At 67.0% G+C, this 23326-nt stretch carries 24 protein-coding genes; 16 read left to right on the top strand and 8 right to left on the bottom strand.

All coding sequences use genetic code 11. From position 1 onward, the window contains the following. The first annotated feature begins 33 nt into the window (after positions 1-33). From SAHL_RS17675 to SAHL_RS00795, 6 genes are all read left to right on the top strand, one after another. Complete coding sequence (locus SAHL_RS17675) at positions 34-183, top strand: hypothetical protein (RefSeq protein WP_184947111.1); 150 nt, start codon at positions 34-36, stop codon at positions 181-183. Between the two features lie 9 nt (positions 184-192). After that, positions 193-1791 carry a sodium:solute symporter family protein gene (locus SAHL_RS00780; RefSeq protein WP_123589499.1) on the top strand — a complete coding sequence of 533 codons (1599 nt, stop codon included), beginning with the start codon at positions 193-195 and terminating at the stop codon, positions 1789-1791. A 128-nt stretch (positions 1792-1919) separates the two neighbouring features. Further along, positions 1920-2606 carry a YceH family protein gene (locus SAHL_RS00785; protein ID WP_184947113.1) on the top strand — a complete coding sequence of 229 codons (687 nt, stop codon included), beginning with the start codon at positions 1920-1922 and terminating at the stop codon, positions 2604-2606. Positions 2607-2883: 277 nt separating this feature from the next. Further along, complete coding sequence (locus SAHL_RS17410; RefSeq protein WP_148045435.1) at positions 2884-3621, top strand: hypothetical protein; 738 nt, start codon at positions 2884-2886, stop codon at positions 3619-3621. A 25-nt stretch (positions 3622-3646) separates the two neighbouring features. Then, complete coding sequence (locus SAHL_RS17415) at positions 3647-4756, top strand: hypothetical protein (protein WP_148045436.1); 1110 nt, start codon at positions 3647-3649, stop codon at positions 4754-4756. Beyond that, a complete protein-coding gene (locus tag SAHL_RS00795) occupies positions 4753-5865 on the top strand; it encodes a hypothetical protein (RefSeq protein ID WP_123589502.1) in 1113 nt (370 codons plus the stop codon). The genes SAHL_RS17415 and SAHL_RS00795 overlap by 4 nt, the downstream gene beginning before the upstream one ends. On the opposite strand, the gene SAHL_RS00800 is transcribed toward SAHL_RS00795, so the two are convergent. Then, positions 5862-6458, bottom strand: a complete 597-nt coding sequence (locus SAHL_RS00800; protein WP_123589503.1) for a hypothetical protein — start codon at positions 6456-6458, stop codon at positions 5862-5864. The two genes, SAHL_RS00795 and SAHL_RS00800, sit on opposite strands and share 4 nt — an antisense overlap. 215 nt (positions 6459-6673) lie before the next feature. On the opposite strand from SAHL_RS00800, the gene msrB reads away from it, so the two are divergent. The 3 genes from msrB to SAHL_RS00815 all read left to right on the top strand — a co-directional run bounded on the left by msrB (position 6674) and on the right by SAHL_RS00815 (position 9346). Beyond that, positions 6674-7120, top strand: coding sequence for a peptide-methionine (R)-S-oxide reductase MsrB (msrB, locus tag SAHL_RS00805; RefSeq protein WP_123589504.1), 447 nt, complete (start codon positions 6674-6676; stop codon positions 7118-7120). Next, positions 7120-7647 (top strand): peptide-methionine (S)-S-oxide reductase MsrA, encoded by a 528-nt coding sequence (msrA, locus tag SAHL_RS00810; RefSeq protein ID WP_123589505.1) that lies wholly within the window; start codon positions 7120-7122, stop codon positions 7645-7647. Before msrB ends, msrA begins: the two co-directional genes overlap by 1 nt. 538 nt (positions 7648-8185) lie before the next feature. After that, positions 8186-9346 (top strand): baeRF3 domain-containing protein, encoded by a 1161-nt coding sequence (locus SAHL_RS00815; protein ID WP_123589506.1) that lies wholly within the window; start codon positions 8186-8188, stop codon positions 9344-9346. Positions 9347-9475: 129 nt separating this feature from the next. On the opposite strand, the gene SAHL_RS00820 is transcribed toward SAHL_RS00815, so the two are convergent. Next, positions 9476-9871, bottom strand: a complete 396-nt coding sequence (locus SAHL_RS00820; RefSeq protein ID WP_463668281.1) for an EamA family transporter — start codon at positions 9869-9871, stop codon at positions 9476-9478. An 18-nt stretch (positions 9872-9889) separates the two neighbouring features. Next, on the bottom strand, positions 9890-10414 hold the full coding sequence (locus SAHL_RS00825; RefSeq protein ID WP_123589508.1) for a DMT family transporter: 525 nt from the start codon (positions 10412-10414) through the stop codon (positions 9890-9892). Between the two features lie 87 nt (positions 10415-10501). On the opposite strand from SAHL_RS00825, the gene SAHL_RS00830 reads away from it, so the two are divergent. The 3 genes from SAHL_RS00830 to SAHL_RS00840 all read left to right on the top strand — a co-directional run bounded on the left by SAHL_RS00830 (position 10502) and on the right by SAHL_RS00840 (position 13986). After that, the gene (locus SAHL_RS00830) at positions 10502-11401 is read left to right on the top strand and encodes a LysR substrate-binding domain-containing protein (RefSeq protein WP_123589509.1); all 900 of its coding nucleotides are present in this window, start codon (positions 10502-10504) and stop codon (positions 11399-11401) included. 262 nt (positions 11402-11663) lie between these two features. Next, positions 11664-12302, top strand: a complete 639-nt coding sequence (locus tag SAHL_RS00835; RefSeq protein ID WP_123589510.1) for a pseudouridine synthase — start codon at positions 11664-11666, stop codon at positions 12300-12302. Positions 12303-13335: 1033 nt separating this feature from the next. Further along, positions 13336-13986 carry a hypothetical protein gene (locus SAHL_RS00840; protein WP_123589511.1) on the top strand — a complete coding sequence of 217 codons (651 nt, stop codon included), beginning with the start codon at positions 13336-13338 and terminating at the stop codon, positions 13984-13986. A gap of 165 nt (positions 13987-14151) precedes the next feature. On the opposite strand, the gene yghU is transcribed toward SAHL_RS00840, so the two are convergent. Both yghU and SAHL_RS00850 read right to left on the bottom strand, forming a co-directional pair. Further along, on the bottom strand, positions 14152-15024 hold the full coding sequence (gene yghU / locus SAHL_RS00845) for a glutathione-dependent disulfide-bond oxidoreductase (protein ID WP_123589512.1): 873 nt from the start codon (positions 15022-15024) through the stop codon (positions 14152-14154). Positions 15025-15511: 487 nt separating this feature from the next. Next, positions 15512-16687, bottom strand: coding sequence for a PQQ-dependent sugar dehydrogenase (locus SAHL_RS00850; RefSeq protein WP_123589513.1), 1176 nt, complete (start codon positions 16685-16687; stop codon positions 15512-15514). Positions 16688-16912: 225 nt separating this feature from the next. On the opposite strand from SAHL_RS00850, the gene SAHL_RS00855 reads away from it, so the two are divergent. Further along, positions 16913-18079: an MFS transporter gene (locus SAHL_RS00855; RefSeq protein WP_184947116.1), complete on the top strand. Its 1167-nt coding sequence runs from the start codon at positions 16913-16915 to the stop codon at positions 18077-18079. Between the two features lie 202 nt (positions 18080-18281). Here the strand turns inward: SAHL_RS00855 and SAHL_RS00860 are convergent, their stop codons facing one another. From SAHL_RS00860 to SAHL_RS00870, 3 genes are all read right to left on the bottom strand, one after another. Beyond that, entirely contained in the window at positions 18282-18725 is a 444-nt protein-coding gene (locus SAHL_RS00860) for an SRPBCC family protein (RefSeq protein ID WP_123589515.1), read from the bottom strand. Positions 18726-19019: 294 nt separating this feature from the next. Beyond that, the gene (locus tag SAHL_RS00865) at positions 19020-19850 is read right to left on the bottom strand and encodes a phosphoenolpyruvate hydrolase family protein (RefSeq protein WP_123589592.1); all 831 of its coding nucleotides are present in this window, start codon (positions 19848-19850) and stop codon (positions 19020-19022) included. A gap of 5 nt (positions 19851-19855) precedes the next feature. Next, a complete protein-coding gene (locus tag SAHL_RS00870) occupies positions 19856-21079 on the bottom strand; it encodes a Tm-1-like ATP-binding domain-containing protein (protein WP_123589516.1) in 1224 nt (407 codons plus the stop codon). A gap of 287 nt (positions 21080-21366) precedes the next feature. Here SAHL_RS00870 and SAHL_RS00875 point away from each other — a divergent pair, with 287 nt between their 5' ends. From SAHL_RS00875 to SAHL_RS00885, 3 genes are all read left to right on the top strand, one after another. Further along, entirely contained in the window at positions 21367-21558 is a 192-nt protein-coding gene (locus SAHL_RS00875; protein WP_123589517.1) for a hypothetical protein, read from the top strand. Positions 21559-21621: 63 nt separating this feature from the next. Then, complete coding sequence (locus SAHL_RS00880; protein ID WP_123589518.1) at positions 21622-21972, top strand: hypothetical protein; 351 nt, start codon at positions 21622-21624, stop codon at positions 21970-21972. Positions 21973-22087: 115 nt separating this feature from the next. Continuing rightward, positions 22088-23245 (top strand): zinc-binding dehydrogenase, encoded by a 1158-nt coding sequence (locus SAHL_RS00885; protein WP_123589519.1) that lies wholly within the window; start codon positions 22088-22090, stop codon positions 23243-23245. The last annotated feature ends 81 nt before the right edge of the window (positions 23246-23326 follow it).

Below are 23326 nucleotides of genomic sequence, written 5' to 3' on the forward strand. Positions count from 1 at the left end.
ATCCATCCCGATTCACGCAAGAGGCCCCGCGCCATGGACTTCAACCCCTACGTACTGATGCTGTTCGGCAACGCCCTGTTGACGACGGTCATCTCCAGCGTCGTCGTCGCCGTCATCCTGCTGCGCGAGTACCGGCCCACGATCCGGCGACTCAAGCAGACGAACACCGCCGACCGTCGCTGAGGCCCGGTCATGGATATCACCCTCTGGATCTTCGTCATCGTGCTGGCGGCCTACGTGATCGTCGCCGCGGGGCTGACCCGATTCATCCGCAACAGCGCGGACTTCTACGTCATGGGCGAGCGCGGCTCGACCGTGCTCATCACCGGCACCCTGGCGGCGACATTTCTGAGCGCGGTCACGCTGATGGGCATCGCCGGCATCTCCTACAGCGAGGGGCCGCTGGTGATCGGCGCGCTCGGCTCCTTCGGCGCCTGGCTGGGCACGCTCGTCGCCGTGGTCTGGATCGGCCGCAAGATGAAGGCCATGGAATGCCGAACGATGATGGATTTCTTCGATCGGCGCTTCAAAAACAAATGGGTCAGCGTGGTCGCGCTGCTCCTGATGGTCATCGGCCTGCTCGGCTACGGCATCATCCAGCTCATCGGCGCCGGGCTGGTGCTGGCCGAGATCATCGACGTGCCGTTTCCGGTCATCATCGTCGCCTTCACCGCCGCGCTGATGGTCTTCTGCAGCCTGTCGGGCATGTACGGCGTGGTCTACACCGACACCATGATGTTCTTCACGCTGCTGGCGATCGCCTTCGTCATCTCGCCGATGCTCATCGATCAGGCCGGCCTCGAGAACCTGCGCGGCCTGGGCGAGCGCCTGCCCGGCTACTGGACGCTGGCCGGCGCCGATGACCGCAGCCTGGGCTGGTCGATCTCCCAGTTCCTGGTGTGGATCCTGTTCTTTGCCTGCACGCCGGCGCTGGTCTCGCGCGTGTTCCCGGCGAAGAACGACTTCGTCATCCTCAAGGTGGCCATCGTCGGCGTGTTCTTCGCCCCGGCCATGCAGCTGATGGTCTATCTCGCGGCCGGCGCGATGCAGGTTATCCAGCCCGGGATCGAGCCGGCCGATCGCGCCATGATCGTCGGCTTCATGGACCATACCAACCCGGTGCTCGCCGGCGTGGGCCTGGCGGGCCTGATGGCCTCGATCATGTCCACGGCCTCCACGCTGTTCGTGCTCACCGGCTTCGCGCTGGCACGCGATCTCTACGAAAAGCTCTTCGAGAAACGGCTCAGCGAAAAGCGCAGCGTGCTCGCCGGGCGCATCTCCCAGATCGTGGTTTCGCTGATCGTCTGCGTGATCGCCATCGCCCGGCCCGCCGGCATCTACTGGATATCGATCTACGCCGGCTCCATCTTCGCCGTGGCCTGGCTGCCGACGATCGTCGCGGCCATGACATGGCGCCGCGCCAACGCCACCGCGGCGCTGGCCTGCATGCTCGTCGGCTCGATCAGCTTCATCGTCTTCGGTGAACTGGAGCGCCACGACGTCATCAGCTACCCCGCGGGCATCGACAACCTGATGATCGCCTTCGTGCTCGGCACCGCCACGCTCGTCGCCCTGTGCTACGCCTGTCGGCCGAGCAGCTACGAGCTGGCCCGCTACGAGGAGATGAAGGGCCAGCGCATGGCCGAGATCACCATCGGCCGCTTCCTCGACAGCGACGCCAGCGGCGCCACACTCATCCGCGAATACCGCCGTGTCTGGTGGGTCATGGCCGCGATGCTCGTCGTCGCCTTCGGCCTCTGGGGCTTCTTCTTCGTGCGGCTGGGGCTCTGATCGCAGCGCGCCCGGGCAAGGCCGGGCGCGTTTTCCCGCCGTGGCGCCGAGCGGCGAAACCGGTCGGCGCACTTCAGCCGCCCTCGCCGCCATCCGTCACGCCGGCACCCGCCTTTGCGGTTAGCATGATGGCGAGACCCCACAACGCCACGCCCATGCTTGCCAAGCTCACCGACGTCGAGGCGCGCCTCATCGGCAGCCTGATGGAGAAATCCGTCACCACGCCCGACCAGATGCCGCTCACGCTCAACGCACTGACCAACGCCTGCAACCAGAAATCGGCCCGCGAGCCGGTCATGGCGCTCAAACCCGCCGAAGTACAGCGCACCGCACGCGGACTGCGCGACCGCAGCCTCATCCACATCGAGGAGAACTTCCGCACCGGCGTGGAGAAGTACAAGCAGCGCCTGTGCAATACCACCTACAACGACCTGCAGCTCAAGCCGGCCCAGTACGCCGTGCTCACCCTGCTGCTCCTGCGCGGCCCGCAGACCCCCGGCGAACTGCGCGCCCGCAGCGGCCGCCTGCACACCTTCGAGGACAACGCCGCCGTCACAGACGCCGTGGCCGAGCTGATCGGCGACGACGACAGCGCCCTGCTCGTGCAGCTGCCCCGCACGCCGGGGCGCAAGGAAGCGGAGCTGATGCACCAGCTGTGCGGGCCGGTCGACGTCGCCGCGCATGCCGACAAGGCGGCGGTTAGTCGGGGGGATGGGGAGTCTGCCCGGCAGCGTATTGCGAAGCTGGAAGCTCGGGTCAGCGAGCTGGAATCGGAGAATGCCGAACTTCGGCGACGGCTGGACGAAACGGGCTGATTTCGTACGCTCCGCGAGCGTTCTTCACTAAATCATGAACTTGAGCCCGAGCTCTTGCGACTGGCGAAGGCCCATAATTGTTTATATCTACTTCTTTGCCACTGCGCTGCGCATCGCAGTTAGGCAAGAATGCGAGGCCAGGTGGCGTGGCCCATCAGTGGCGCCACTCGGGCCGCATTGCGAATTCTAATGCCGGATCGCGCTAGTCTTTCTTTCGAAGTAGCTTTGTCTATCCGTTTCTCATATGATCCTAGCAGGGGTCACAGGGAGTCCGGGTATGACACGCTGGAAGATTTCCCGTCCACGTATTCTCGCGCTACTCGTATCCATTACGCTAGCGAACGCTGCCTACAGCGCGGAGGCGGAACTTAAAGCCAACCCGTTCTGGGAATCCATTCAGCCCGATGTCAATGTCAGCGGCTTCGTGGTTGTCGGACTGACGACAGGCAGTCTTCTTTCAGGCAGCGACATCCTTGGCATACAGCTCAGACCGCCCGGCTCGATGAACAGTGAGGAAGTGTGTCTTACGGTTCAATCGCGAGACGGCGTTTATATATCTCGGAATACCTATATTCTACCGCCGAGCATCGATAACGAACCCGTCAACCTCCCTTATAGCGAATCGACCGCACTCGATCTACTGAAAGAATACGAGAAAGAGCATCTGGCGATATCGGTTCTATCCGGGAACTGCCAGGATCCGGGTGACGTTTATCTTCCACCTTACGGCCCGGGGAACGACATTTCCACGGGCATCAACCTGATGATCAACGGCTTCGGCGCCACCGACGTATTCTATTCGGCGCCGACAATAGACAAGACCGGAACCTGCCAGGCACTCCACGATGGCCGCACGACAATATTCGACTTCTGGTGCCATATCGACCTGCCCGCGCCTCTCGACAACGACTTGCAGATCCGAATTGACCGCGAACGGTATGGCCGCCCCCTGCCTCCAGCCACGCTCTCTGTAGCGACCAGTTCGTCTAACTTGCGCGCTGAAAGCGACGAATAATCCGGCGCTCAGCTCACAACATCACATGCGAGCCAAAACGCCACTTCGAGCCCGCTTGGCTGAGCGTTGCGACCTGTTCAAACGCAGAACGGACGGCCCGATTGATGCAAGCGACAATGTATGGCTTTATTTTACCGCTTTCGGTCTGAGATTAGCGCAGTGGTCAAGCCTTTTTTATATCCTTTTCGCGGCTTATTCCACATTCCAGGATGGTACCTGGCCTTTTTCTCTCCGCGCAGAAACGCGTCTCGTAAGCGTCGAACTTGACGGAAACAAGCCGACTCGGTGGGACATCTCGGACGCGGTTCTCTGTACGGGGCAGGAATTAGAACAAGCATCGAACGTTTACCAAAGCCTCGACGACCCGCGATCGCGGGCTGATTGGTGCGGCTCATCACGCCCGCATGCCTACCAACCAATAAAAACTCCCGACGTTTCGCCGCAACTCTCACTGGAATTCAATGATGCCGGGCATTTTGGTGGAAGCACTTACCTGGCGCAGTTCGCCAGCCTGCGCGACGGACGCGTGATCACGCGTGTCAGCCCCAATTCATCCACTGAAAATGAAGGCTTGGAAATCATGGGTTCAGGCCATCTGCAAGCCCGGCTGCCCGGAACCATCACGCTGGTGTGGCGCTCACGAAATCCCGAGACGTCTCTCGTCTTTCCATTCAGAGGCGCGTTGAGTATTGGGCAGGACGTAACGACGACGCGCCATGCGCTACTGGAAGAAGGACAGATCGATGTGTACAGCGCATCGAACGAAGAAGCCAGCGGTCGCAGCCTGGTAGATTCCATAAACCTGCTACCAGGGGACAAAGTCGAGGTATCGGGCGACGATGGAAGCGCTCCAGCGAGCGGGTTCATTCGGCTTACACACGAAGCCATGACTACGCAGTGGCCACAAATTTCGGTCATCGCCTTTGGCCTCTCGAATCATGTAAGTATCGAACGCTTCGGCGAAGCAGGAATCGTCTTTCAACCCACTTTCTGGGCACGCCTGACGCACAACAACTGGCTCGTCATATTCACGCTAGTGCTTTTTGGCGGCCTCTCGATCCTGGCAACGCTCGCCGAAGCGACCCGGCTCATTCGACGTCCCCAGCCGCGCCAGCCGAAAGATCCTCCTCAATGAGCATCATCCCCCGCGCCCGGCACGCCGCCTTCGCCGTTTTCCTGATCCTCTGGTGCGCTTTATCGTATGCCGCATCGGATCAAGCGGTCGTTCGAAAGCTCGGAGATATTCCGCTCGAAATCGGGCAGGCGTTCGTCGCCCACTACGGGGATCGTTGCATTGCCCTTCTACCTTCGCACGTCGTGGCCGAGGCCGATGCGCCATCGCTCCGATACGTCGGCACTGAGCAGTCGAACCTGGGAAATCTCGTCGACGTGATAGCGCTCGGCGACGATCTTAGCCTGGGCACCATCGTTGGAGGCATCAGCCGTGATTGCGGACATCACCTCGGTTCATTCAGCCGTGCGGTCGATGCCCGTTTGTCGGAGAGCACCCAGGGTGCACTACGTTTCGTCAACGGGGACGGCTCACTGGGTTTTGAGCCCGTGGTCTGGCTCGACGATGACCGCAGAGAGTTCATCCGCGTGCGCCCGGCCTCAACCCAAGGCGTACTGCGCAAGGGCATGAGCGGCAGTCTGCTGATGGCCGCCGACAATACGCCGATCGGCATGCTTCTCTCCGTAAGCACGAACTCCGGGGTCGGCACCGTCATGCGGATGGATCGCATGCTCGAGCGGGCCGAGGCGACACTGGCTGACAGGCGCACAAAGGCATCCAGCGTAGAGGACGAAACAGCAACGCGAATCGGTGCCGAAGGCGCGAAGCGGCTTCTGACACTTTCCGCCTGGTCTGCGCCGGCAGCGTCGTCCGAACATCGAGCCGAAAATCTACTGGCGACCGAATCAACTCCCGAGCCGTGGCTGACGGCCAGTTTGCACGGCCCCGTGACCCTGGATTTTCGGGTAGAACCCGGCACGGTGATTCACGGCCTTTCAATCGACGCGACGTCCATCGACCAGGCGCTACGGCCACGCGCGGCGGAACTGATACTCGCCGGCGACGACGAATTCCATAACGCCCGCAGTGTCTGGGGCGGCAACCTGGCTTTTTCTCCCGACGACGAGGTCGAACTTCGCTTCGCGCCGACTCGGCCGCGCGTCGTGCGTTTAGTGCTCTATCCCAAGACGCAAGAAGGCATATCGCTGAAAAGCATAAAAACCCTTCACTAACGCAGTTTTGCCGCACCGATATAGCGGTTGCCCTTAAAAGCTAACGGGCCCTGTAGCAGCGCACCGTCTTGTAGCGTGAGAGTGCCTGCTTCGTAACCGGTCTGGAAGACATAGTTGACGCCCTGTATTTCCGCCTTCCCACCGTTGGTTGCGGATATCTCCATAGAGTCGTTCTTCGGATCCTTTGATCTAATCGTGATGATCAATCTGGGCACGCCTGCAGCAAGCGCCTCTTTTGCTTTCTCTTGCGCTTCGTCGGGTGCGTTCTCGTCGACGGTCAGATCGACGTAAAGCGCATCCATATTGAAGACTGTCGCCTTCAGCGCCTGAGACCGAAGAAGACTATCCGTGCTGGCCAGGCCAGACTCTATCGCGAGTTCTCGATAGATCGGATTGTCGCTATTCATCATCAACTCAAACGCCGAAAGGCGAAGATTCCGGTCCGGGCTCTCCATTACCTTCTTGAGTTCTTCTATCTCGCGCGACTGCGACCGCGCCTTCTCGATGAGCTCCGCCGCCGTCATGGATTCGGCGTGCGCGCTGCTTAGACAAACAAACAGCAATAGTGCGAATAGCCAGATCTGCTTAACCACGATGCCCCCGACTTCGATGTTTGGTGAATCAAGTAAACCTCAAACAACGTCAAAGCGCCAGCACCAAACGACACTCGCATTACGAGGAAACGATCTAAAAGACTGAAGACTGTTTTTTGCGCGCATAGTCACAGAATAGGGCGTACGCTGCACCTGCTTGATTTTGCACGAACAACCTTCATACATTCATTCAAGGCAAAAATTCGAGGACCCTCATGGCAGCCTACACAAAAGATCCCGAAGCCATCTCTCGTCTGGATAAGAACCAATACTGGGTAACCCAGGAAAGCGGCACGGAGCCGCCGGGCACCGGCGAGTATCTGAATAACAAGGAACCGGGCATCTACGTGGACGTGGTCTCCGACGAACCCCTGTTCGCGTCCAGCGACAAGTACGAGTCGGGCTGCGGCTGGCCGAGCTTCACCAAGCCGATCGAGCCGGCGCATGTGAACGAGTTGCAGGACGATTCGCACGGCATGAGCCGCACCGAGGTCCGCTCGACGCACGGCGACAGCCATCTGGGACACGTGTTTCCCGATGGCCCGGCCGACCGCGGCGGGCTGCGGTACTGCATCAACTCGGCGTCGCTGCGCTTCATCCCAAAGGATGAAATGGAAGCGCAGGGCTACGGCGAGTACATCGATCAAGTGGAGGACATCTGATGGCGACCGAACGGGCCCAAACCGAAAGAGCGATATTGGCCGGCGGATGCTTCTGGGGCATGCAGGATCTGATCCGCCGCTACGACGGCGTGGTCTCGACCCGCGTGGGGTATTCCGGCGGCGACGTGCCCAACGCCACCTATCGCAACCACGGCGATCACGCCGAGGCGATCGAGATCGTGTTCGACCCGGCCACGATCAGCTATCGCGAACTGCTGGAGTTCTTCTTCCAGATCCACGACCCGACCACGAAGAACCGCCAGGGCAACGACATGGGCCGCAGCTATCGCTCGGCGATCTATTACACCAACGACGAGCAGCGGGCCATCGCCGAGGACACCATCGCCGATGTGAACGCCTCCGGCATCTGGCCGGGCACGGTGGTGACGGAGGTCGAGCCGGCCGGCGATTTCTGGGAAGCCGAACCGGAGCACCAGGATTATCTGGAGAAGTTTCCGAACGGCTATACCTGTCATTTCGTGCGCCCGAACTGGCGACTGCCCCGCCGCAGCGAACGGAGCGCGTGACGCGCGTTCAGCCACCGCGTCCGTCCGAAAGCGACTGACACCCGACCGGCGGCGGTCGGGTGTCAGACGCGGATAAGCCGGCGGACCAAACCTGCCCGCCGAAGACGCGCTGCGACCGGTACGACGCGCGCTCGGTCTGCACACCGCAACGGCCTCGCCTGCGGCCGGCTAGCCGCGCTCATCGCGCGCAGGGGTCGGCAGCCGCCGCCGAGGGCCATTCAGCTCCGGCCGCGTGTGCCCATAAAGACTTCCCACCACCGGATTTACCCGCTCCATCGGTCCACGCCACCTGTCGGACCTGGCGCTGCCTCCGTGTACGCCCGTATAGCGTCGATGGCCCGAGACGGTCAGCATGGCGGCCTCGGCTTGATGAAGCCTCCGGCGCCGGTCGACCGATCCAATCACGACCGCGATGTGCGCCTGAGCACGGCCCGTCACGCCACCACGGCCGGTCTTGAAATATCGGGATCTCGGCGGCACGACGGCCGGAGCCGACCGGAACAGGAATCTTTCAGTCAGTGGAGTTCAGACAACCGCTATGAGTGGCAACGACAACGAAGAACACGAAACCAACGCCCCGATGCTGGAATGGCGCGATATCAACGCGCTGACGCTGGCCGAGGAGTCGCCCTGTGTGACGATCTACGTGCCGACCTCGCCGGTGTCCAACTATCGCGAGGAAAACCGCATCCTCTATAAGGACCAGATCAAGAAGGTGCGGGATGCGCTGGACGAGCGCGAGATGGACAAGTACGTGCGCGCCGAGCTGCTCGAGCAGCTGGAATCGGTGGGCACCAACGAGGTGTTCTGGACGCATCAGCAGTACGGGCTGGCGGTGTTCGTCTCGCCCGAGCGCTTCCTCGTGCGCCGCATGATGCGCAGCCCCGACGAGGCGCTGGGCATTGTGGCGGACTCCTTCCACCTGCGCCCGGCCCTGCGCGAGACCTCCAACTGGATGCGCTATCAGGTGCTGTGCGTGAGTCTCCAGGAGGTCGCCCTCTACGACTGCGACCGCGAGAACATCGCCGAAGTGGACCTCCACAGCGATGTCCCGCGCGACATGGGCGAAGCGCTGGGCAAGACCGAGAACTCGGCCAACCGCAAGGACTTCGACCGCAGCGGCAACGACAGCACGGATCTCAAGCAGTATTTCCAGGCCGTCGATCAGGCCATCCGCGATCATCACAACGGCCGCACCAACCGGCCGCTGATCCTGGCGATGGTCTCCGAGCATCAGGGCCTGTTCCGCGAGGTCAGCGGCAACCCGAATCTGCTGGAGACGGGGCTGGATCAGGACCCGTTCGAGGCCATCCGCCAGAGCCAGCTGGGCGAGCTGACGTGGCCGATCGCCGAACGGGCGTCGCGCACGCAGGTCGGGCGCTGGATCGAGCACTATCAAGAGCGCCAGGCCCACCAGGAAGGCGAAAGCGCGCTGGACAAGGTCGCTTACGCGGCCACGATCGGCCAGATCGAGACGCTGCTGATCGACGAGGAGGCGCGGGTCGAAGGCACGGTCGACGGCGACAGCGGCCGGGTCGAGCGCGGCGCCGCCGGCGACGGACGCACGGATGACGTGCTTGATGCCATCGCCGAATTCGTCGTGCGCTTCGATGGCCAGGTGCGCTTCATCCCCGGCGACCGGATGCCCACCGACACCGGCGTCGCCGCGGTGCTGCGCTACGCCATGCAGCCCGAGTGAAACGGCGACTGCACGGCTGGGGCGGCGCCCCCGTCCCGGCCGTGTGTTCGGCGCCGCCCGCGGCGCCGCCGTCGACCGATGATCGAAGCGGCCTCCGGCCATACGCCGTAGCGCAACCGAACGCCGGCTTCAGCCAGCCGCCGCATCGGCGCTCGCACCGGGCCCGGCGTCCTCGCGCCGCTGTCCCACCACGCGCAACGCCAGCATCACGCCCAGCGCGGCCAGCCCGCCGCCGATCCAGCCGGCCGTGTCCACGCCGTCGCCGAACTGCAGCGCCGCCCACAGCATGGCGCAGGGCGGGGTGAGATAGAACATCACCGCCGTGTAGGTCACACCGCGCTGACGCAGGCAGGCGATATAGAACCCGTAGCCGCCGAAGCTCGACAGCACGACGAGAAAAGCGATCGCGCGCCATATATCAGGCTCGAACCGCGGCAGCGCCGGCGCGTGCCCCGTTCTTAGCGCACTCGCCAGCGCGAACAGGGCGGCCGCGGCCAGCAGCTGCCACATGAGCCGCTCAATCAGGCCGAGCCGGGCCGGCCGCTAGGTCGACAGCAGACTGCCCGCGGTGAGGCTCGCCGCCGACAGCACCGGCAGCAGATAGGCCCACCACGGGGCCGCGCCCAGACCCTGCATGTCACCGCCCACCGCCACGCTCACGCCGGCCGCGGCCAGCAGGCTGCCCAGCCAACCGACCGCACCGATGCGTTCGCCGTGCAGCAGCCCCATCACCAACGCGGCGAGCAGCGGCTGCAACGCCGTGACGAGCGCGGTCACGCCCGCACTCACGCCCAGATCGATCGCGAGCACGACCCCCAGCAGAAAGCCACCGACGTTGAGACTGCCGGCGGCGAGTTCCAGCGCCACGGCGCCCGGCTCGCGGGTCGGCGTGCGGCGACGCGCGAGCAGCAGCATCAGACACAGGGACGCCGCGAGGATGAAGCGCCAGCAGAACAGGGCGAGCGACTCGAGGCGGGAATCCGCGGCCATCTGCGTGCCGATGAAACCGGAACTCCAGCACAGCACGAGGCCGATGCTGACGAAAAGCGAAGAAGACAGAACGGGCATGACACGGACCGGCAGCGAAACGAGCGCTGATCCTGAACCGGCCCGCGCATAATATAAATCTATATTTATTTGCGTTATGCTTTAGAAATGCTAAATAATGCGGTCCATCGTCAGCTCGATATCGACCTCCTGCGCACGTTCCACCTCGCCTGCGAGCTCGGCACGCTGCGCGCGGTCGCCGAGCGCCGGCATCTCACCCTCGGCGCGGTGAGCCAGCAGATCAAACGCCTGGAAACACTGCTGGACCGGCGCCTGCTCGAACGCGGCCGTCAGGGCGTGACACCCACCGCCCGGGGTCTGCAGCTCCAGGCCGATTCGCGCGCGGTGGTCGCGGCCCACGACGATCTGGTGGACCGGCTGGCCGCGCACCGCGTCGGCGGCGTGGTCCGGCTCGGGCTGCCCGAGGTGTACACGCCGCGCCTGCTGGATGAGCTTCTGCCGCGACTGCGCCGTGCGCATCCGGAGCTGAGTCTGCAGGTCCGTACCGAATCCAGCGGCGCGCTGCGGCGCCTGCTGGACGAGGACGCGCTGGATATCGCCGTGACCGTCACGGCGGCAACCGAGCCCCAGGGCGGCGTGCCGCTCTGGCGCACCCGCCCGATCTGGGCCGCCGGCACGACCGCGGTGCTGGCCGCCGGCGATCCCCTGCCCCTGGCTCTGCATCCGCCGGACTGCCCGTACCGACAGCTCGGCCTGAACGCCCTCGACGCCGCCCATCGCGCCTGGGCGCCGGCCTTCACGAGTGCGAGCATGGTCGCCATCGAGTCGGCCGTGGAAGCCGGCGTGGCCGTTGGCATACTCGATCGCAGCCGGCTCACGCCGCGCATGCGCGAGCTCACGCCCCGCGACGGCCTGCCGGCGCTGGCCGACTGCACGGCCGTCCTCGTCGAATCGCCGACCACCGACGACACGCGGGCGACGCCGCGTCGCATCGTCTTCGACGCACTCGCCTCGGCCCGTCTCGCGGGCGCACCGGAGGTGCGGTAAGCCACTGGCACCGCGGTGCGGCCGGTACGAGGGCCCGACTTCATGCGCACACCGCGCTGAAGATCGCACGCCGTGTGCGGCAAGGCGCGAGTCGCCAGTCGTGACCCGCCAGGATCAATACGACCCATACCGCAGCGCACCCCGGGGCGATTGTTCACGGGCGGTCCAACCCGAAGCGCCAAGCGCTGTGGTGCGGGCTCGCATGAAATGCTGACCGTCCCTAGAATGCGGTTCACCCATCGTTTCGATGCCGCGCCGCCCCATGAGCCGATCGCCGCGCAAGTCGTCCCGCCGCCGGCGCCCGGACGGCCGGCCCGCGCCCCGTCGAAAGCCGACACCGCCGCCGGCCGAGCCGCGACTGATCGCCTTCAACAAGCCGGCCGGGGTACTCACCCAGTTCAGCGATGCCGACGGGCGCACCACGCTCAAGGACTATATCGACGTGCCCGGCGTCTATCCCGCCGGCCGACTCGACCGCGACAGCGAGGGCCTGCTGCTGCTCAGCAACGATGGCCGGCTGCAGTCGCGCATCACCGATCCGAAACACAAGCTGCCCAAGACCTATTGGGCCCAGGTCGACGGCGCGCCCGGCGCCGAGCAGCTCGAGGCCCTGCGCGCCGGGCCCGGCCTCAAGGACGGACCGACCCGCCCCGCCGAGGTGATCGTGATTCCCGAGCCGGCGCTCTGGCCGCGGGAACCGCCGATCCGCTATCGCCGGAACGTGCCGACCACGTGGCTGGAGATCACGATCCGAGAGGGCCGCAACCGCCAGGTCCGGCGCATGACCGCGGCCGTCGGCGCGCCCACCCTGCGGCTCGTGCGCGTGCGCATCGGCCAGTGGGAACTCGAGTCGCTGGCGCCCGGGGCCTGGCGCGAGCTGCCGCCCGAGGCATTCCGATAGAGAGCCGCAATCGCTGCGGCGCGCGGCTCGGCGAACCTGGGCCGCAACGATCACAGCCCATGGGCCGGTCGCCGTTACCGATGCGAGGCGGCCACCCACTCGATCCCCACCGCGACGAGGCCATCCACAGAACCGGGCCGCCGGATCTCGATCTCGCCATTGCCCTCACGACACGCTTGCCATCGCAGCCGCCGCGCCCTGCCGCCACACGGCGCTCCAGGCGTACGGCGATCGAATCTCCTCGGGATAATATTCCAGGGGCCAGCGCGACATACCTCTGCAGCCTGCCCCTGGCCAGCATGCCTCGTGATCCGCTACGGTTACTTCGATTACGCTCGCCTCCAAGACGACAATGGACCGTCGCCCCACTGCAGCGGCCCCTTCGAGATCGAATATCTCGATCCGGCCGACGATCCGCGTAACGACGACTGACCCGACCCTCGGGCGCACGGCGGCAGTCGCCGATCGGACCGGACGCCGAAACCCAACCCGTCACGCTACGCGTCGACGAGCCGAACAACGCGCGTTCGACCTGCATCCACCGGCTGTCGCTCGGGTCGGACGTCCGGCTCGGGCCTGACCGCCCGTTCCTCTGCTCCGCCGGCGAGCCCCGCGGCGTTCGGTGATGCCGATCGCACGACGGCGAACGGCACATCCGCGGCAGGCATTGCGCCACGTAGACAACCGGCTTTGGGCCTCTGAAACAAGCGATCGCGGCTTCAAACTCGATCGCACGCCATCAGAGCTGACACCAGCCTGTACCAACACTCCACGGCCGATCCCGCCGGGTCTGCAGCCGGTTCACGATACGACCCAGACGTCCTTCTTGTGTCATGCCTGCCATGCGGCCCGGGCTCGTGCCGAGGCCACCACGGACCGCGCGCAGGCGCCACCGCGACGCCCCGCATAGGTGTCGGCTCACCTTACATCCACGATGAGCGGTGCCGGCCCGAAGCCGCCCCCGGCGCGTCCTGCCGCGGCTGGAACGCGCCTTGCGAAAAAGCGACCTCGACCAGTACTACAAGGACAGGGAATGCATAAAGGCATAGGCGCGGCCGCGGCCGCACTCGTCGGACTCTGCGTGACTCAGGGCGCGCACGCGAGCGTGGTCTACAACTTCGAGGCCGACGCCGGCACGGGCGGCTCCTACGTGCAGGCCACGGGCGGCCAGATCGTCGTCACCGATGCGGCCTATCGTTCGGGCAGCCTGACCCGGAACTATACGCCGGGCCCAGAGGGCGATCCTTTTACCGGTACCATTGAGGACCCCTACCCCGACAGCCCGATCATCCGCGCGGGCGTAAGTATTTCACCTAACGGCGGCACGTCCGCTTCACCGCAAAGCACGTACTTCGTCCTGGCTCAAAAGACGCTCCGCACCACCCTTCGATTCCGGGAAGACGGCTATCTGGACGGGAGCCTGTACATCTTTGGCATAGAACACAATTTCCGGGCTTACGGGCAAGGGCCGTACTGGCGGGTCACAGACGTCAACAGCGACTACTTTACCGGCACGGGTCACTGCACGGGCAACTACGTCGACCCCTGTTTCGCCGGGACCGGCCGCTGGGTGGTCGACGAGGACACGATCCCCGTGCCGGCACCGGCCGCGGGCCTGCTGGGCTTCGGGCTGATCGGTCTTGCCGGCCTGGTGCGGCGCCGGCGGGCGCTCGCCTCGGGCTGAGGCCTCGGCACGGCGCCATGGGGACGAGCCCCCTGGTGCCGTTGGCCGCCGGGCCGGCATCGGGCGGCCGGCCCGGACGCCGAAGACATCGTGGCCGGGCCGGCCATGGATTTCGAGGAATCCAAGCAATCCCCTCGATGCCGAGAGGCGCCGATCCAGGCGCACTCAGTCCGCGTCGAGCTTGTCCGCGGTGCGCCGCTCGAAGTCGCTGGCGTCGTGGCGCTCGGGCAGCTGTTCCGCCGGGTCGCCCCATAGACGGTTGACCATGCGCCCGCGCCGCACCGCCGGCCGCGCATCGATCGCCTGCGCCCAGCGCTGCACGTGGGTGTATTCCTGCACCTGCAAGAATTCGCCGGCGTCATAGAGCCGGCCGAGCGCGAGCGCGCCGTACCAGGGCCAGGTGGCGATATCGGCGATGGTGTAGTCGCTGCCGGCGAGATATTCGCTGTCGGCCAGACGGCGGTCGAGGACGTCGAGCTGGCGCTTGACCTCCATGGTGAAACGATCGATGGGGTATTCCATCTTCTCCGGGGCGTAGGCGTAGAAGTGCCCGAAACCGCCGCCCAGATAGGGCGCGCTGCCCATCTGCCAGAACAGCCAGTTCATGGCTTCGGTGCGCATCGGCCCGTCGGCGGGCAGAAAGGCGCCGAAGGTCTCGGCGAGATGGACGAGGATGGAACCGGACTCGAACACCCGCCGCGGCTCGGCGTGGCCGTGGTCGACCATCACCGGAATCTTGGAGTTCGGATTGATGGCCACGTATCCGCTGGAGAACTGCTCGCCGTCCTGAATGCGGATGGGCCAGGCGTCATATTCGGCCCCGGCGTGGCCGGCCTCCAGCAGCTCCTCGAACATCACCGTGGCCTTGACGCCGTTGGGCGTGGCCAGCGAATAGAGCTGGAAGCGATGGTCGCCGACGGGCAGCGTGGCGTCGTGTGTCGGCCCGGCGACCGGGCGGTTGATGCTGGCGAACTTGCCGCCGCTGTCCTTGTTCCAGGTCCAGACGGCGGGCGGGGTGTAGGCGCTTTCTTCGGTCATGGACGATTCCGGCCGGTGTATGGGCTTCGGCGCCGTGGGGCGCCGGAGTCTGTAGTCTACAGAGGTGCGCGCCGGTCGCGCGACGCGCTGGCGCTGCATCGCCCGAGGCCTTGAAGCGGCAGCCGACGATCGCGACCGCCGATCTGGGCCGACCGGGATCGTTCGAGCGACAGTCCGCCGCCGGCGGCGATTCTCTCCGGCGAGGACCGCGACCCTGACGATCGCGGCCCGTTGTCATCCCGCGTGGACCGAAAAACCGCCCGGCGCTGCTCAAGCATCCGCGGCCGGGATGCGACTCGGCCAAGCGGACACGAGAGCGCGGCGCGGGCATAAACGATTGGCGCGGAGCCCGTCGTCTTCGCACGGCTCCAGCTGGAGCGGGCCAACCGGAACCGCCGGGCCGGCGCGGACGACCGGACCGGGCGCGGCACGAAAACGATCGCCTCGATCCCGACCCGCCGGACGCACTCCGTCGATGCCGAGGTCCTCAGGCGGCCGGCATCAGCCGGAGCAGACGACCGCCGGCACCGTCCTCCAGCACCCAGGTCGCGCCGTCGGGCCCCTGCTCGACCTCGCGCACGCGCTCGCCCCATTCGTAGCGCTCGACCTCGCGGGCCTCGGCGCCGTCGAGTGCCACGCGCACGAGGGCCTCGGCCACGAGGCCGCCGATCAGGGCGTCACCCTGCCAGCCGGCGAAGGTCCCGCCGTCGTAGATGACCAGACCCGCGGGGCCGATCGACGGCACCCAGGCCACCGCCGGCGGCTCGAAGGCATCGCGGGTGTCGTGGGCCGGGATGGACCGGCCGCTGTAGCGATCGCCCTCGGAGACCTCGGGCCAGCCGTAGTTGCCGCCGGCGACCACGCGGTTGAGTTCGTCGCCGTGGGCCGGCCCCATCTCGTGCGCCCAGAGCCCGCCGTCGGCGTCGAAGTCGATGCCCAGCAGATTGCGGTGGCCGATGCTGTAGAACTGTTCCGCGACGCCGCCCGCATCGGCGAAGGGGTTGTCCTCGGGCACGCTGCCGTCGGTGTTCAGCCGGACGACCTTGCCCAGATTGCCGTCCATGGCCTGGGCCGGCGTCTGTTTCTGACGATCGCCCGAGGTGATGAACAGATAACCCGCCTGCGGCGTGCCCGCTGGACCGAAGGCGAGGCGGTGCGAGAAATGACCGCTGCCGGAGACGAACGGCTGCTGGCGCCAGAGCTCGGTGACCTCGCGCAGCACCGGCGCCTCGCCCGAGACGTCCAGCCGCGCTCGCACGACCACGCCGCCGCGGGTGTCGCCGTCCGCGCCCATGCGGGCATGGGACAGATAGACGAGGCCGTTGTCCGCAAAGTCCGGATCGGCGACGACGTCGCCGAGGCCACCCTGACCGCCGTACGCCACCTCGGGCACGTTGCCGACCGGCGTCGTCTCGCCGGCCGGGCTCACATGCAGCAGCCGCCCGCGCTGCTCGGTGACGAGCATCGACCGGTCCGGGAGAAAGGTCATCGCCCAGGGGCCGTCGATCGTCGCGATCTCGCGGGCCTCGAGCCGGGTGCCCTCGCTACCGCGGATCTCGAAGGCGGCAGCGGCGCTCGCAGCGCCGGCGGCCAGGCAGAACACGCATGCCGCGGCCAGCCGTTGCAGGGGGCGCGACCCAGGCGTAATCGCGGGATGTGTCATGACTCGTCACTCCGTTGCGGTGCGGCGCGGGCCCGACGGCCCGGCGTTTCGTCTCCGGCTTGGACCCGGCGCGCGCCCGGAAGTGCCGTGGTGGCACCGCTGCCGGCCAAGCCCGGCGCACGGCCGACCACGGGCCGTCATCCGCCCCGCGCATTCGGCGCGGGGCTTGCCATCGGCGACGGATTCCGGCCTCGTGGACCCAGCCGCCTCCCCAACCGATGCGCCATGACCGCTTTTCGCGACGCCCTCAAGCTCGGCGCGGCCGGAGCCGCGGCAGCCGCCTGCATCTACTATCCGCAGCCGCTGGCCGCGCGCCTCGAACAGGCCTTCGACACGACGCCGTTCTGGGGCGCGATGCCGATGACGCTGGCCTTCATCGTGCTGACCTCCGGGCCGCTATTGTTCGGGCGCCTGATCACCGTCGCGCGGGCGATGCGGATCGTGATCGTCACGGAAGTGCTGTTGGCGGCCCTGTTCGCCGCCCAGGCATTCGCGAATTCGCCCGGCCTCTGGTTCGCGCTGCGCGGGCTGCAGGTGCTGCTCCTGCCGCTGCTGATCCCGGCCGTGATCACCGGTGCCTCGAACCTGCGCGACTCCGACAACCGGGGGCGCGACCTCGCCTTCTACACCGCCGGCACCATCGTCGGGGGCGTGGCCGGCCGGCTGCTGGCGGTGGCCTCGATCGCGCTGGCGCACTGGCAGCTCGGCAGCCTGACCATCGCCGCGCTGCTGCTCGCCTCGGTGGCGCTGCTGCGCCGACCGCCGGTGGTCACCGACGAACTGGCGCCTGCGGGCACGGGCAACGCCCCGGCGCCGGCCACGCCACGGTCCTGGATGGACCCGGTGACCCTGTCCTATCCGGGACTGGCGCTGGCCTTCGCCGTGCTGACAACGATACTGACCTGTCTGCCCTTCGAAGTGGGCTACGAACGCGGCGGCACGCTGATGCTCGCGGTCGTCTACGGCGGCTATGCGGTGGGTATCGTGACGTCGCTCGGCGCGCCCGCGATCACCCGCGTCAGCCGCGGCCTACCCCGGGCGACGCTGGCTGCCGGCGCGCTGTTCACGCTCGGGCTGGCCGGGGTCATCCACGGCGCGTTCGCGGCGCTGGCGATCGGCGTGGTGCTGATGTGCGCCGGCATGGTCTTCCAGCAGGCCACCCAGATCGTGATGCTCAACGCGCATTTCGCGCGCAGCCAGTCGGGGACGGTGAACGCGCTGTTCGTGGCCGCGGTCTTCGCCGGCGGCACCCTCGGCTCCAGCGCGATGGTCTGGCTCTACGGCGCGCTGGGCTGGACCGTGGTGCTCATCGTCTGTGTATTGCTGGCCGTGATCGCCGGCGCGTGCATGACGATCGCCGCACGAAGCCAGGCGCGGGCCGCGTCGGCCTGATCGACCGGGCCGGGCCCATGGACGTGGCTTCAGTCCGCTCGCCGCCAAACGTGAACCGCTGGCACGGTGATGCGAATGGCCGTGTGGCGTACTCGCCGCGGCCCGCGGCCGCGACGCCCGGCCTGATCGAAACCGGACCGATGCGGGGCCCGACTCGGCCGTACGGGAGACGGCCGCGGCGTTCAGCCGCGGCGGCGCGCGGTCACCCGGGCCGCTCGAGCTGCGCCGCCAGCGCCTCCAGCCCGGCCCGGAAGACGCCGTTGGTCACGGTGTCGACAGTGGCCCCGTCGTCGTCCTGCGAGACCTCGAACTCGGCCTCCCAGCAGGCCAGGCAGGCGTCGCCCTCGGTCACGGGCAGGATCTGCAGGCTGGCGTCGTAGCCGGTCACGGGCATGGGCGAATCGAGGATGACGTAGCGCATCATCCGATAGGCGTCGGACAGTTCGGTGAGCTGCTCGCGCAGGTGGCTGCCGTCGGCCAGGTGAAAGCTGCGCACGCAGCCCACCGCGTCGGGCGCCCGGCCGTCCTCGATCTCGCTGTCGGCGATCGCCGGATGCCAGTCGGGCATGCCGTTGAAGTCGCGCACGGCCTGCCAGACCGTGTCGGCGCTGGCGTCGATGACGCGGCTGACGAATACGCGTTCCATGTTCGCTCCTGGGGTTGGGGTCTACTAGGGCCTGTTAACACGTCATGCGAACGCCGCGTTGGAGACCGCAAATCGTGTTCTGCAAGGCGCGAGTCGCCGATCGTGGCGCGCCACGATCAAGACTGGCAACGCCGCAGGCCGCGATTTGCGGCCCAACCCGAAGGGCCAGGCGCTGTTGTGCGGCAATCCAGCGTTGTCGCACGCTGACGCAGAATGGACTGCGCGGCGCGCACGGCGCCTCGTCTTGCCGCACAACAGCGCCTGGCGCGGGCTCGCATGACGTGTTAACAGGCCCTAAAAGCCGAGATCGACGAATCGGCGCGTCTGCTCGGTCAGCGCCTGCTCGACCGGCAGCCGCTCCATGCTGCTCGCGCCGTAGAAGCCGTGGCAACCGGGACAGCGCGAAAGGATGAACTGCGCGTCCGCCGGCTGGGCGATCGGGCCGCCGTGGCACAGGACGATGACGTCGTCGCGGATCTCGCGGGCGGCCGCGGCCCAGGCCTCGACGCGCTCGGCCGCGCCCGGCAGATCGACGCCGGTCTCGGCGCCGATGGTGCCGCCGGTGGTCAGGCCCATGTGGCAGACGATGACGTCGGCGCCGGCCGCGGTCATCGCGCGGGCGTCCTCGGCGCTGAAAACATAGGGCGTGGTCAGCAGGTCCAGCGCGCGGGCCCGGCGGATCATGTCGATCTCGCGGTCGTAGCCCATCCCGGTCTCCTCCAGGTTGGCGCGGAAGGTGCCGTCGATGAGCCCGACCGTGGGGAAGTTCTGCACGCCGGCGAAGCCCATGTCGCGTAGACGCGTGAGAAACGCGTCCATGGACACGAACGGATCGGTGCCGTTGACGCCGGCCAGCACCGGCGTGCGCTCGACCACGGGCAGCACCTCGCGGGCCATGTCGACCACGATCTCGTTGGCGTTGCCGTAGGCCAGCAGCCCGGCGAGCGAGCCGCGCCCGGCCATGCGGTAGCGTCCGGAGTTGTAGATGACGATGAGGTCGATGCCGCCGGTCTCCTCGCACTTGGCCGACAGGCCGGTACCGGCGCCGCCGCCGACGATCGGCCGGCGCCGGCGGATCTTGTCCCGCAGGTGGTCGAGAATCGCGCTGCGTTCGAATCGGGGCATCGGGGTCACTCCTGTCGCAGGGGCCGGGCCGGCATGACGTCGGCGAACGCCGCCAGCGCCGCGGCCACGAAATCGGGGTCGTTGATATGGTGCGGCACGCGCAGCAGCCGCCGGTCCGCGGTCTGCTGCACGTGCGTCTCCAGGGCGTCGAACAGGGCGGCGTCGGCGGCCGGATCGTGGAACGGCTGGCCCGGCGCGTCGATGGCCGAGACCCCGCCCTCGGGCAGCAGAAAGCGTACCGGCCCGTCGCAGCGGTTGAGCTTGGCCGCGATCCACTCGCCCAGCCGGCGGTTCTCCTCGGCCGTGGTCCGCATGAGCGTGACCTGGGCGTTGTGTTCGTAGAGATTCCGGTCCCGGTAGCGCGCCGGCACCGTATCGACGGCGCCGAAATTGACCATGTCGAGCGCGCCGCAGGCGCCGACATAGGGCAGCCCGCTGCGCGCGACGGCGTCCAGCCGGCCTTCGCCGGCGCTCATCACGCCGCCCATGAGCAGATCGCAGACCTCGGTCGTGCTGATGTCGAGCACGCCGGCGAGCGCGCCGGAATCCACCAGTTTCTCCATCGACTGGCCGCCGGTGCCGGTGGCATGAAAGACCAGACAGTCGTAGTCGGCCGACAGCGCCTCGGTGAGCTGGGTGATGCAGGGCGTGGTCACACCGAACATCGTCAGCCCCAGAGCCGGCTTGAGATCGTCGCCCGCGGCGACGGGATGCCGAAGCATGCCCGCCAGCGCGTGCGCGGCGTTGCCGATGACCACGCGCGATATGCGGTTGAGTCCGGCCACGTCGGTCACCGAATACATCATGCAGATGTCGCTCGGCCCGACGTAGGGCGCGACGTCGCCGGAGGCGACCGTGGACACCATCACCTTGGGCACGCCGATGGCCAGGGCACGCATGGCCGGGGCGACCAGCGCGGTGCCGCCGGAGCCGCCCAGACCGAGGATGCCGTCGATGTCGTCGCGGGCCGCGACGAAGCGCTCGCAGGCGAGCGCCATCGCGGTCACCGCACGACCGCGATCGTCCAGGCCGAGCACGGCCCCGACGCCGTCGGGATGATGCGCGGCGATCTGCGCCGCCGTGATCTCGGCGCCGGTATCGTCGCCGGCCCCGCCCGTCCCCAGGTCCGCGAGGCGCGTCTCGACGCCGGCCGCACGCAGGCAGTCGCGCGCATACCGCAGCTCTGTGCCCTTGGTGTCGCAGGTGCCCGCGACCAGCGCGTATCCCATCGTTGTTCTCGTTTTTTGGATGCGGCCTGCAACTCTGCTACCGGCGCAGGCGGGACGCAACTCGCGACCCACACGGCACCCGCGCGGCCCGCCGGTGGCCCCGCCTCGGCCCTTGCCGGCGAAGGCGGCGCCGCGGCGCGCCGGCTACAGCCCGCAACGCGGCGCGCAGCCCGGCCCGGGGCGTTCGGTTCCGCCACCACGACATCGTCCGGCCATGCGCTATTGAGCGTTCCGCCCGTCGCACCCATATTGAGCGGTAAATAGACAAAACCGATCGGGAAACCCTCATGAAACGCACCATCGGCGCCTTCGCGGCCAACTGGCTGCGCAAGCCGCAGAATCAGGAAAAGATCAAGCGCGGCGCGCGCCAGCTGTGGTCCCGCTATCAGCGCTTTCGCAGCGGTAGCGGTACGCAGACGACGCAGAACGCGCGTACCGGCAGGCCGCCGAACACGCCGTCGTCCACCGACCGCGACTGACGTCCGATCAGCGCCCCGGATCTGGCGTATCCTGTGGGTTCGATCGCCTTTTTCGGAGACGCCATGCGTCGGTTCATCGGCACCGCGCTTGCCCTCTGCCTGCTCGCCGGCTGCGCCGGCGGGCCCGAGGCGGATGCCGACGCGGCCTTCACGCGGTACTGGCAGTGTGCCCACGGCGCCGCCATGGCACATGCAGCTGATACCGCGCTGGATGCGCAGGCGGTCGCGATGCGCGCCCAGGCCGACTGCTACGGCGCCTACGAAGACTACAAGACGCAGAAGACGCGGCACGTGCGATCGGTCGTGCCGGCGCACGATCGCGCGATGGCGGTGACGCTGGCCGAAAGCGAGGCTTTCGAACGCCGCAAGGATGTGACCGCCCGGCTGCGCGAACTGGTCATCGACGCCCGCTGACACGCGGGCCCGCCCGGCGCCGAACCGCGGGCTGATCGTCTCTGTACGAGCCCGCGGACGGCGTTTGATATCGTCGCGACAGATTTTTTGGAATCCCGTCACAGGAACCGCGAACATGGCGCAACACTCCGTACCGGACACCATGACCGCGATGCGGCTGACAGGCCACGGCGGCATCGACGCGCTGGTCCACGACGCGCAGGTGCCCGTGCCCCGACCCGCGCCGGGCGAAGTCCTGGTCCGGGTGACCGCCACCGCCAAGAACAACACCGACCGCAAGGCCCGCGAGGGGCTGTATCCGACGCGGGACAAGGGCGACGTGACCTCGTTCGCCATCGGCGGCGCGCCGACGCTGACCTTTCCACGCATCCAGGGCGCGGACATCGTGGGCCGGGTGGCCGCCGTCGGCGACGGCGTGGACGCGGGCCGCATCGGCGAACGCGGCCTGCTGGATTTCAATATCTACGCCAGCCCGCGCCGGGACATCAATCTCACACCGGACTACTACGGCCACGGCGCGGATGGCGGCTTCGCCGAGTACGTCGCCGTGCCCTCGGACCAGTTCCACGCCGTCGCCAACCCGGAACTCGCCGACGCCGAGCTGGCGGCGATGGGCATGTGTTCCTACCAGACCGCCTACCACATGATGACCTCAGCCGGCGTCGGCCCGGGCGAGCGGGTGCTGGTGACCGGCGCCAGCGGCGGTGTGGGCACGGCGCTGATCCAGCTCTGCCGCATCGTCGGCGCGATTCCCTACGCGCTGAGCACGCCGGACAAGGCCGACGCCCTGACCGCGCTCGGCGCCGAAGCGGTGCTGGATCGTTCCGACATGGACGGCTTCGTCGAGCGCGTGCGCGAAACCACGGGCGGGGCGCCGCTGGATGCCGTCATGGATCTGGTCGGCGGCGAGATGACGCTGCGCTTCATCGATGCCATGACGTTCGACATGAACGCGCGCTCGACCTACCCGCGGCTGTCGATCGCCGGCGCCAGCGGCGGCAACGTCAGCGAGATCCTCTGGACGGTGATCTATCTCTATCAGGTCCAGATCTTCGGCGTGTCCCACGGCACCCGCGAGGAGGCCGAACAGCTGGTCGCCTGGATCCGCTCGGGCGAACTGCGACCGGTGCTGCACGCCGCCTTCCCGTTGTCGGAGCTGCACGCCGCCGAACGCTACTTCGTCGAGCGCTCGAGCGGCTATCTGGGCAAGATCGTGATCGTGCCCGACGCCCAGTGGGCCGAGCACGGCGCGCCCTACGCGCTGCCGGGCTGAGGCGCCCGTGACGCCGTCGGCCAAGGGCCGCGGCCACCGAAACGAACACGTCGCTCCCAGACGGTTGTGCGATCGGCGCAT

The organism is Salinisphaera orenii subsp. halophila YIM 95161, assembly GCF_003732545.1.
In the GTDB taxonomy this organism is placed as follows: domain Bacteria; phylum Pseudomonadota; class Gammaproteobacteria; order Nevskiales; family Salinisphaeraceae; genus Salinisphaera; species Salinisphaera orenii_A.

Bases quoted from the DNA above. Each gene is read 5' to 3' on its own strand.
- SAHL_RS00825 (WP_123589508.1), bottom strand. From the start codon at position 10,414: ATGCCCGTTCTGTCTTCTTCGCTTTTCGTCAGCATCGGCCTCGTGCTG.
- SAHL_RS00880 (WP_123589518.1), top strand. From the start codon at position 21,622: ATGCGTCGGTTCATCGGCACCGCGCTTGCCCTCTGCCTGCTCGCCGGC.
- SAHL_RS00830 (WP_123589509.1), top strand. From the start codon at position 10,502: ATGCTAAATAATGCGGTCCATCGTCAGCTCGATATCGACCTCCTGCGC.
- SAHL_RS00835 (WP_123589510.1), top strand. From the start codon at position 11,664: ATGAGCCGATCGCCGCGCAAGTCGTCCCGCCGCCGGCGCCCGGACGGC.
- SAHL_RS00780 (WP_123589499.1), top strand. From the start codon at position 193: ATGGATATCACCCTCTGGATCTTCGTCATCGTGCTGGCGGCCTACGTG.
- SAHL_RS00870 (WP_123589516.1), bottom strand. From the start codon at position 21,079: ATGGGATACGCGCTGGTCGCGGGCACCTGCGACACCAAGGGCACAGAG.
- SAHL_RS00860 (WP_123589515.1), bottom strand. From the start codon at position 18,725: ATGGAACGCGTATTCGTCAGCCGCGTCATCGACGCCAGCGCCGACACG.
- SAHL_RS00815 (WP_123589506.1), top strand. From the start codon at position 8,186: ATGAGTGGCAACGACAACGAAGAACACGAAACCAACGCCCCGATGCTG.
- SAHL_RS17415 (WP_148045436.1), top strand. From the start codon at position 3,647: ATGCGAGCCAAAACGCCACTTCGAGCCCGCTTGGCTGAGCGTTGCGAC.
- SAHL_RS00875 (WP_123589517.1), top strand. From the start codon at position 21,367: ATGAAACGCACCATCGGCGCCTTCGCGGCCAACTGGCTGCGCAAGCCG.
- SAHL_RS17675 (WP_184947111.1), top strand. From the start codon at position 34: ATGGACTTCAACCCCTACGTACTGATGCTGTTCGGCAACGCCCTGTTG.
- SAHL_RS17410 (WP_148045435.1), top strand. From the start codon at position 2,884: ATGACACGCTGGAAGATTTCCCGTCCACGTATTCTCGCGCTACTCGTA.
- SAHL_RS00865 (WP_123589592.1), bottom strand. From the start codon at position 19,850: ATGCCCCGATTCGAACGCAGCGCGATTCTCGACCACCTGCGGGACAAG.
- yghU (WP_123589512.1), bottom strand. From the start codon at position 15,024: ATGACCGAAGAAAGCGCCTACACCCCGCCCGCCGTCTGGACCTGGAAC.
- SAHL_RS00850 (WP_123589513.1), bottom strand. From the start codon at position 16,687: ATGACACATCCCGCGATTACGCCTGGGTCGCGCCCCCTGCAACGGCTG.
- msrA (WP_123589505.1), top strand. From the start codon at position 7,120: ATGGCGACCGAACGGGCCCAAACCGAAAGAGCGATATTGGCCGGCGGA.
- SAHL_RS00785 (WP_184947113.1), top strand. From the start codon at position 1,920: ATGGCGAGACCCCACAACGCCACGCCCATGCTTGCCAAGCTCACCGAC.
- SAHL_RS00855 (WP_184947116.1), top strand. From the start codon at position 16,913: ATGACCGCTTTTCGCGACGCCCTCAAGCTCGGCGCGGCCGGAGCCGCG.
- msrB (WP_123589504.1), top strand. From the start codon at position 6,674: ATGGCAGCCTACACAAAAGATCCCGAAGCCATCTCTCGTCTGGATAAG.
- SAHL_RS00840 (WP_123589511.1), top strand. From the start codon at position 13,336: ATGCATAAAGGCATAGGCGCGGCCGCGGCCGCACTCGTCGGACTCTGC.
- SAHL_RS00885 (WP_123589519.1), top strand. From the start codon at position 22,088: ATGGCGCAACACTCCGTACCGGACACCATGACCGCGATGCGGCTGACA.
- SAHL_RS00795 (WP_123589502.1), top strand. From the start codon at position 4,753: ATGAGCATCATCCCCCGCGCCCGGCACGCCGCCTTCGCCGTTTTCCTG.